Origin of the sequence: Okeania hirsuta (assembly GCF_003838195.1) — a bacterium.
Classification (GTDB): domain Bacteria; phylum Cyanobacteriota; class Cyanobacteriia; order Cyanobacteriales; family Microcoleaceae; genus Okeania; species Okeania hirsuta.
The window spans coordinates 1-8,864 of sequence record NZ_RCBY01000269.1 but is presented as its reverse complement, the minus strand read 5'-3'; the positions used below and the strand labels follow the sequence as shown (position 1 = coordinate 8,864).

General features: G+C 34.9%; 5 protein-coding genes. 1 reads left to right on the top strand and 4 read right to left on the bottom strand.

All coding sequences use genetic code 11. The features are described 5' to 3' along the window. Window positions 1–536: 536 nt before the first annotated feature. The 3 genes from D5R40_RS27585 to D5R40_RS27575 form a co-directional block, all read right to left on the bottom strand. On the bottom strand, window positions 537–2,177 hold the full coding sequence (locus tag D5R40_RS27585) for an AAA-like domain-containing protein (protein WP_124142817.1): 1,641 nt from the start codon (window positions 2,175–2,177) through the stop codon (window positions 537–539). An 849-nt stretch (window positions 2,178–3,026) separates the two neighbouring features. Next, window positions 3,027–4,139: a bifunctional diaminohydroxyphosphoribosylaminopyrimidine deaminase/5-amino-6-(5-phosphoribosylamino)uracil reductase RibD gene (gene ribD / locus D5R40_RS27580; protein ID WP_124155506.1), complete on the bottom strand. Its 1,113-nt coding sequence runs from the start codon at window positions 4,137–4,139 to the stop codon at window positions 3,027–3,029. A 277-nt stretch (window positions 4,140–4,416) separates the two neighbouring features. Next, entirely contained in the window at window positions 4,417–4,947 is a 531-nt protein-coding gene (locus tag D5R40_RS27575; protein ID WP_240038745.1) for a cyclic nucleotide-binding domain-containing protein, read from the bottom strand. Window positions 4,948–5,554: 607 nt separating this feature from the next. Here D5R40_RS27575 and purF point away from each other — a divergent pair. Continuing rightward, window positions 5,555–7,036 (top strand): amidophosphoribosyltransferase, encoded by a 1,482-nt coding sequence (gene purF, locus D5R40_RS27570; protein ID WP_124142819.1) that lies wholly within the window; start codon window positions 5,555–5,557, stop codon window positions 7,034–7,036. A 1,035-nt stretch (window positions 7,037–8,071) separates the two neighbouring features. On the opposite strand, the gene D5R40_RS27565 is transcribed toward purF, so the two are convergent. Next, window positions 8,072–8,698, bottom strand: a complete 627-nt coding sequence (locus D5R40_RS27565) for a chorismate lyase (RefSeq protein WP_124142820.1) — start codon at window positions 8,696–8,698, stop codon at window positions 8,072–8,074. Between the last annotated feature and the right edge of the window lie 166 nt (window positions 8,699–8,864).

The window sequence follows — 8,864 nt, the reverse complement described above, 5'->3', positions numbered from 1 at the left end:
ACAGGAGACAGGAGACAGGAGACAGGAGGAAAATTACATGGGGATTCGCTCCCCCAAGTAATGCGTGAACACCCCCGTTGACGGTGGGGTATTAAACCCACAAAGAAAATGATAAACCAACAACTTGATTAGTTAAAGATGTTAAAATTTTCTCGACTTTAATTCTAAGTTATTCAAGGTAAAAAAACATTTCATAATTTGATATTATTGAGGCTAGGTAAAATTTTAGAATGCTGATTTGAGTCAGAGCAACTACAGTACAAGAAAATCTTTCCTGTTTGATTCCAAATTCATTTCTAAGTTGCATAGAATAATATTTGAATCAGAGTTGACTGTAGATAGAGATAGGCAAGTTAATAAATTTCATAATTCTGTGCCACCTAAGATAAAATTGGTATAACACTAAGTACCTAAAACCTAAAACCTAAAACCTAAAACCCAACACCTAATATTGATATTTAAAATGTAAAAAGGATTATTGCTTAGAAGGCTGGTATCTATAAATTGACATAAATAAACTGTCGATCTTTTGATACTCAAGAATCTTGATAATTTAAAAATGAACTCAAAGCAACACAATCTCCTTGTTCTTGAGATTCAAAAAGGGCTTCTGCTGCTGCTAAAAACAGACTACTAGCTTCATTTTCGCTGGGAATTGTACAAGCAATTCCCATACTCATAGTTACTATAGAGTTAGGAAAATTAGTCCACATATCTCTGTCAGGAGATAATGTCAATTCTTTAATTTCTCGGATAATTATTTCAGCAATTTCTATTGCTTTTCTACCATCTATTTTCGGCAAAATCATTATAAATTGTTCATTTTCCTTGTTGAAATGTACATTGTGAATATCCTGTAAAATCAGAGATATTTTTTTTGATATAACTTGTAAACAATTATGACTAAATTTAGTTCCATATTGATTTTTATAAACTTGATAATTATCTATTTCACCTAATATCAAAGCAATCGGATAGTTTTCAGCAACTATATTATTCCATTCAATCTTAGTGTAGAAGTTAAAAAAATCATGGTTACTCATTTTAACAGAATTAATATTTGTAAAAACTTGTGGATTTTGATAATCTTGATTTTTGGTTTTTTCTGCCACAGTTCGATCACTTGTCTGCCCTAATTTTTGCCCTTGAAAATAGAGAGAATATAACTTACAGCAAGGAACACAAATATTTCCATCTATTTTGACTAATCCTAAATTTTCTAGTTGATAAGTAATCATCGGTTCCAATTGAATATTTGTTGGTTCTGTAATTAGCTGTGTAAATGTAGCTGCCAGTGTTGGTTGCTTTTGTAATACTATCCATAAACTGCGTAAATAATCACTATAAATTCCTCTCTGAGTAGGAGCATCTCTTAATAATTCTTCAAAAGTTAAATTGTGATGATATAAATTATCTAAAGCCAGATGTACTAAATAGGGATGCCCGCCTACTAAATTCATCAATTCTTGTATTTGTTCTGCTGGCAACTTTAGTCCATAACGTTGAGCAAAATCTTTAACTTGTTCTAGTGTAAATTCAGATAATTTAATGGGTAAACCAAGATTAAACGGTGATTGATTCACACTTAATGAAACATATATTTCAGTAGCATGAACTAACACTAATCGCAGTTTTTTCCAAATTTCTACTATCCGAGCTTGTTCATGCCAAAATCGTAATAATGGTAAAAAATCCTGGGTAATTTTAGTATATTTAAAGACGCAATTAACTTCTTTAAAAATCAACACTACAGGAGTATAAACTTCATGTAATAGTTCTTCAACAAAAATCGTACAACATACCTTATATCCTATATCTTCGTCCCAATAATCATCTATATTATAAGTCGATTTTAGCTGCCTACTAAGATTAATACAAAACCAACGTAAAAATTTTTCTGTACTCTCAAAAACTGCTGTATCAGTCTGTAAAAAATCTATAGTTATGATTCGGTAATCTAAAGTTTTAGTGTAGTTAATCAATCGTAGTAGGAAAGAAGTTTTTCCCATTTGTCTAGGCCCTCTAATCCTAATCAAACTACCTGGAGTAGCAATTTCTTGATATGCACGTTCTTCGCAAGGTGGTCGCTCGATATAAAATCTGGAGTTAAGTGCTATGGGTGTTCCTGGATGATCTGGCCTGGGATCTATACTTTTTGAGTTAGGAATATATGTCATTAGATTTAAAAGATTATGTATACATTTATAGCAGTTTTCGCTTGATTAGACTACAGTTATATAGAGGATATATACAAGAATTATAATTTTTACTGCGTATTCCATCTTCCTGAAAACCGCTCTAATTTATATTCAGATATAGCTATTTAAAATAAGTCGTGAAAAATCAAAAAATAGATTATTTCTTTGTAGTTCCTGCCATCGTTTTCTAGTTCATAAATTATATGCATATTCTCTACAATATCCAAATCTAAGGTTGATTTTATTTGTATAAAGATAATATTATTTTATTTCGTATTTAAACCGTGAACTTGCCTCAATATCTACTTATATATCTTTCTTGATTACTAAAGACTTAATAATACTAATATTACCGGAAAATTGAGAACTTATATCATGTCCGGTTGAATACTTATAAATAAACAACGGAGGAGTCAGTCGGACCGAGTCAGGAGGAAATAAAGAATAAAGAGGAAGAAAAGGAGAAGTTTTTTTGAGCACTAATTATCCGGAGATGATATTACCGAATAATTAAGGTTTAAACTCTCTCCTTGGCTGCGCCGCGAGCTGTCGCTCTATCAGGAGAAATAAGCGGTCGTTAGCGCAGCTTCCCGTAGGGTGGGATGGCGATCTTCGGAGCCATATCCAATCAACCAAGAGAAGAAAAATTTTTCATGATTAGTCAATCCTTTTCTTTTCAAGGAGAGGTAATAATTAATAATTAATAATTAATTGTTGAAATACTTTAAGATCAATCATCAAAATGTTTGAATAATAATTTATCATGAATAAACTCTTTTCAACCTTCCCTTCTTTCCTCCTATCTTGCTTCCATCAAAGTATTAGTATTCAATCGAATATAATATAACCTGTCAATAAATAGTCACAACCAACAGCACAAATACTCACATTCTCTAACTCCACAGCTTCTGTCATTTTAATTAATCCTAAATCCCCTACAGGTGAAGGCGCTATTTGGCCACCAATAATTTTAGGAGCAATAAAAGCGCATATTTTCTGCACTGCACCATCAGCGATCGCCCTTGCTGCCAAAGTCCCCCCACATTCCCAAAGTACGGAAAGAAATCCGCGATCGTAGAGATTTGCCATCACCTTTGCCGGAGTCAATGATGAAACTTCTACTACTTCAACCCCTTTTTGCCTCAAATATTGCTGAAATTCTCGATTAGACTCTACTTCTGTAAACACTAAAGTATTAGCTTCATCAACATTCCATAAATTAGCCTCTGTAGGCAAATCTAGACTGCGACTCATAACCACCCGCAAAGGATTATCAACTTTACTGCTGCGACTCGTCAAAAGTGGATTATCTCGACGCACCGTATTGCCTCCAATAATCACAGCATCACAAGCAACCCGTAACTTATGTACTTCACTCCGCGCTGCGGGTGATGTCACCCATGCACTATGACCTGTAGTAGTAGCAATTTTGCCATCAAGAGTCATGGCATATTTCAAAATTCCAAAGGGTTTTTGGTGGAGTATTCGGTGAATAAAAGCTTCATTTAGTTGACGACATTCAGCTTCTAACACTCCGACCACTACTTGAATACCAGCTTCTCGTAATTTTGCAATACCACTACCTGCAACCAAAGGATTTGGATCGATCATTCCCACCACAACCTTTGCTACACCTGCTGCAATTAAAGCTTCCGTACAAGGTGGCGTACGTCCATAGTGATTACATGGTTCTAAACTCACATAAACAGTAGCTCCTTTTGCTTTTTCACCTGCCTCCTTGAGAGCAAGCACTTCTGCATGAGGATGACCTGCACCAGGATGAAACCCTTTTCCTACAATTTGGCTATTTTGAGCGATCACACAACCTACCATGGGATTAGGGGCAGTTTTACCTAAAGCTTGTTGGGCCATATCTAGACAATAACCCATGATTATCCGGTCGAATTTTTGTTGATTTTCACTTTGATCAAATTCTGACATCTTCAAATTTTTAGCTTCAAAGTACAAATTAAATATACATTTCCAGAAAAAAGGGAGTAGGAAGTAGGGGGAAAGAATTAATGAATAAGAGTGGGATAATTATAGCGGTTTTCACAAAGGTAGACTACAGACAAAATATAAGTATGTTTGAAGTTTAATAATTACAGACCTAATAGCTGTATTCTATGTTAATGAAAACCGCTATAATTTTATTTTTTATTATTGGAGATGTCTAATGAAGAAAGAGGGTCATTAATACTCCGCAAACGAGGGCATCTCAAAAAAAATTTGCTGATTGCTGAGGTGCTGACCGCTGAGGTGCTTCTTTAACTACTCCTAAGACTTCCATTAATGCTTCAAATCTAGACTTAGCTACGGCACTATTGTCTGCTAATGTTTCAGTATTATTATTCCCATAATTATCTTGATCAAGTAAATCTTGATGTTCACTAAAGCGGGTTACAGTACCGCGTAATCGAGTCGATAAAAACTTAGTAATTGCTCGATAAAATCTGAGATAAAATAATACATCTTGCTCTAATTTTTCATTTAATTTTTGTTTAGAGATAGACAGAATTAAAGTATTTTCTATCGCCTTTAAAGTAGCAGATGGTAATCGACCATCTACAAAAGACATCTCTCCCCAAATTTCACCAGAAGTAATAATACCTATTTCTTGATTTCCAACACCAGCTACATAAACTTTCATTGTGCCATATAGTGCAATATAAAGACCATCAATTGGTTGACCTTCATGGATTAATATAGTGTTAGTAGTAATTTTTTTCTTACTACCATTAGCAATCATCCAATCAATGTCATGATTGCTTAATTACCCTAAAATAGCTAACACTTTACTCATAGGATATTTGTTTAATAATACATATTTCTAAATGACTTAACTTAAGTATTTAACTGGACATAATACATTAAACCTGAAACGGCGATTCATTCCTACTACACAGATTTTACCAACATTAATACCAATTATCAAAAATAATACTATAAAAAGGAATTTGAAAATTTATGCCTACTAAGAGGCTGATAATCATATTTCCTACCCAATCTCTATCATGATTTTTATTCTTTTTTCTTCCTTACCTTTTTGCGAAATTGTTTGATGCAACAATTAGTACTAAATAACTCTAGGAAAACTTTTTTGCCTTAAGCAAGCTCCAGTAGAATGCCACCAGCATTCTAGTAATTTTATAAATCGAAGGGTTTGATAAGTTATCAATCGCCCTGATGAGCTTAATATTTTACCTATTTAGTTTACAATACTTCACAAAATTAGTTACTATAGTTTAAGATGAGGTTAAATTTTTCCTAGTCTATCTATCCTTAGACCAGATAATTTACCACTTTGAAAATAGTTATAAAAACTAATAATCCTGATAAGGAGTTAAAATATAACCATGACTGACAACTACCCTTCAACTACTGAGAAACATTTAGAAAATTATCTTGAGACAGATAAACCAGAAGAAGCTTGTGGCGTTTTCGGCATTTATGCCCCAGAAGAAGATGTAACTAAACTCACCTATTTTGGCTTATACGCACTACAGCATCGAGGTCAAGAGTCTGCCGGAATTGCTACTTTTCAAGACGATCGAGTTTACATACATAAAGGAATGGGGCTAGTATCTCAAGTATTTAATGAGTCTATCTTACAGCAGTTGACTGGTAATATAGGAATTGGTCATACTCGTTATTCTACTACAGGCTCTAGCCAGATTAATAATGCTCAACCTGCTCTGGTTGAGACTCCTCTTGGACCTTTAGCGATTGCACACAATGGTAATCTTGTCAATACACAAGACTTAAAAAAAGAACTAATTGACCGTGGATGTAACTTTAACAGCACTACAGATTCAGAAATGATTGCATTAGCGATCGCCACAGAAGTTAAAAGTGGTAAAAGCTGGCTAAAAGCTGCTATTAGTGCTTTTCATTTGTGTAAAGGAGCTTTCAGTTTAACTATTGGTACTCCAGAAGGTCTGATGGGAGTACGCGACCCCCACGGTGTAAGACCCCTTGTGATTGGTACTTTAGAAGATATCAACCCAAAAAGATATGTCCTTGCCTCAGAAACCTGTGCTTTAGATATTATTGGTGCAGAATATCTCCGAGATGTTGAACCTGGAGAGTTAGTTTGGATTACAGAAGAAGGCATGGCTTCCTTCCACTGGAATCAGAAACCACAAAGGAAGCTATGTATTTTTGAAATGATTTATTTTGCCCGCCCTGACAGTATAATGGAAGGTGGTAGTTTATACAGCTACAGACTGAAAATAGGACGCCAGTTAGCAAGGGAATCTTTAGTAGAGGCAGATATGGTAATAGGTGTTCCTGATTCTGGTATTCCAGCAGCTATAGGTTTTTCTCAAGAATCAGGTATTCCCTATGCTGAGGGATTAATTAAAAATCGCTATGTTGGCCGTACCTTTATTCAGCCCACTCAACACATGAGAGAATCAGGTATCCGAATGAAACTTAACCCTCTCAAAGATGTACTAGAAGGTAAGCGAATTATTATGGTTGACGATTCCATTGTGCGTGGCAACACCAGTAAAAAAATCGTTAAAGCTTTGCGAGATTCTGGTGCAACAGAAGTTCACATGAGAATTTCTTCCCCACCAGTTACTCATCCCTGTTTTTATGGCATCGATACAGATAACCAGGAGCAATTAATTGGAGCAACAAAATCAGTTGCAGAAATTGCTGAACAAATAGGTGTTGACTCTCTAGCATACTTGAGTTGGGAGGGGATGTTAAGAACAACGGATGAAGATCCTAAGACTTTTTGTTCTGCCTGTTTTACTGGTGACTATCCTATTCCTTTGCCAGACAAATTGAAGCGTTCTAAACTTGTTCTAGAAAATCCTGTCCAAGTTTAAAATGATGAAATATAGCGGTTTGTGTATAGCTTGAGTAGAATTTTGGTATTCACAAAATAGTGAGTAATATTATTTATTTTTGCCGGTCTAAATTGTGGTTAAGATACTAGGAAACCAGAGGATAAATACTGAATATATTTTAAATTAAATGATGTAGCAAAAAAATAATATGGAAAACAGTCAAAGACCTTAAAATTAATGATAATTGTAGTCCTATACTACCGATATTCTAATTACTGACTACTTACTGTAATTACAGTTCGTTTAATGGCAAACTGTTATAGTCTTTGATGATTGATTACTGAATAATAAAAACTTTTTGTATGAGATACCCACACCTTTTTCAAGATTATCGTGTGGGTGTCTAAGTTTAAAGTAAAATTTAGCGCATCAGCATCATAATTTATACCAAATCTGTTTATTCATTATATTGTTCCGTCAAAATAAAAATGACGGGTATTTCAAAATTGAAAAGCCGATCAAACATTTTGATTGATAGTTTATCATCCGTTAAAATTCTTTTGACAAACCACTATTTTTCAATTCATCTTTAACGTTCCTACTTAATACAAAACAGAACTATTTGATCAAATTTTTGCAACTTTATCGAAAAATCCCTGACCTAAAACCCAGACTTTTAGAGTGTGAATTAAAAAAAATTTTGAACAAAACTTCTCATGCCCGGTTTTTTTATACTATCTGACAAAGTCTAGTATCATGTCTGTTTGAATAACCACTTCGGAAAAATTTAGGGAGTAGGGAGGTAGGGGAAATTTGTTTTCTGCGCATTCCGCACCGAAAAAATATTCTCTCTCAAAAGAAGAAAATTTTTATTATGGCTAATTAATGAGACTTGATATCAGATTAAGGTCGAACCATAATAATTTATGAGTGCCTACTACGGAGGAGTTGCGCTTTCAAAGTCAAAGCTAAACTTCAGAAATACGTAGAAATAGATGATCCTATTTGTACATCTAAATTCATCCAAAATTTGTCGATTCTTAATATTTATGGCAATCAAAAAATTAACAACTATTACTTTTGAAAGTCTGTATCCGTCACGTTTGTTTGTCCCAAATATTTCTTAAGATAAGGTGAAAACACTTCATAAATTAATGTCAGTGGTTGGCCATGATGCCAAAATAGGTAATGTCGCCCCCAAAATGGTCCTAACTCGCCAAAAGCTAACTCTAATTCTCTAGAATGACCATAATAAATTCCCTGGACATCTCGATATAATTCGGTCCGCAAACGAGCTAAACTAGCCCAAATAGGCAAAGACCGATTTTGCAAATACTCATCCACATGACTCGCTTCCCACCAGGAAGCAGCATAAGCTAGCCTTTGTCCTGAAGTTGTTCTCAACCATACCTGTCGTCGCAGTCTAGGGCCAGGTACAGCATGAATTAAGTCAGGGGCATTATCCAGATTCATGCCAATGGGAGACATATCAATTACATCAACTTCTGTGGGTTCAGTTGTCAAAAGTTGCAAGTGACGAGTGGGAGAGCCATCTCCAAGTAGTAATATTTGCCATGTGGGTGAAAGTTGGGAGTGGGGCAGACCTTGGCGAACTACTTCTTCTCCTCCTTGCCATAAAGGAGCTAGGGAGTACCAAGGTTTGGGTTGTATAATAGAATGTTTGGGTGAAATAGCAGTCAATTTTTTCTTTACAAAACTTAACTTAGTTATTCCGATCATAGCGTCCCGACTCAATTCTTTCTACTAGCATCAAAATAATTAGGGTTTGCTTATGGAAGTCTTATGGGTGAGGGTAGGAGTCAACCCACCCCCGCCCCTCCCAGGAGGGGAAAAGCCGAGTCAGGAG

Excerpts from the sequence above, each read along its gene's own strand:
- D5R40_RS27585 (WP_124142817.1), bottom strand. The coding sequence starts at position 2,177 with ATGACATATATTCCTAACTCAAAAAGTATAGATCCCAGGCCAGATCAT.
- ribD (WP_124155506.1), bottom strand. The coding sequence starts at position 4,139 with ATGTCAGAATTTGATCAAAGTGAAAATCAACAAAAATTCGACCGGATA.
- D5R40_RS27575 (WP_240038745.1), bottom strand. The coding sequence starts at position 4,947 with ATGATTGCTAATGGTAGTAAGAAAAAAATTACTACTAACACTATATTA.
- purF (WP_124142819.1), top strand. The coding sequence starts at position 5,555 with ATGACTGACAACTACCCTTCAACTACTGAGAAACATTTAGAAAATTAT.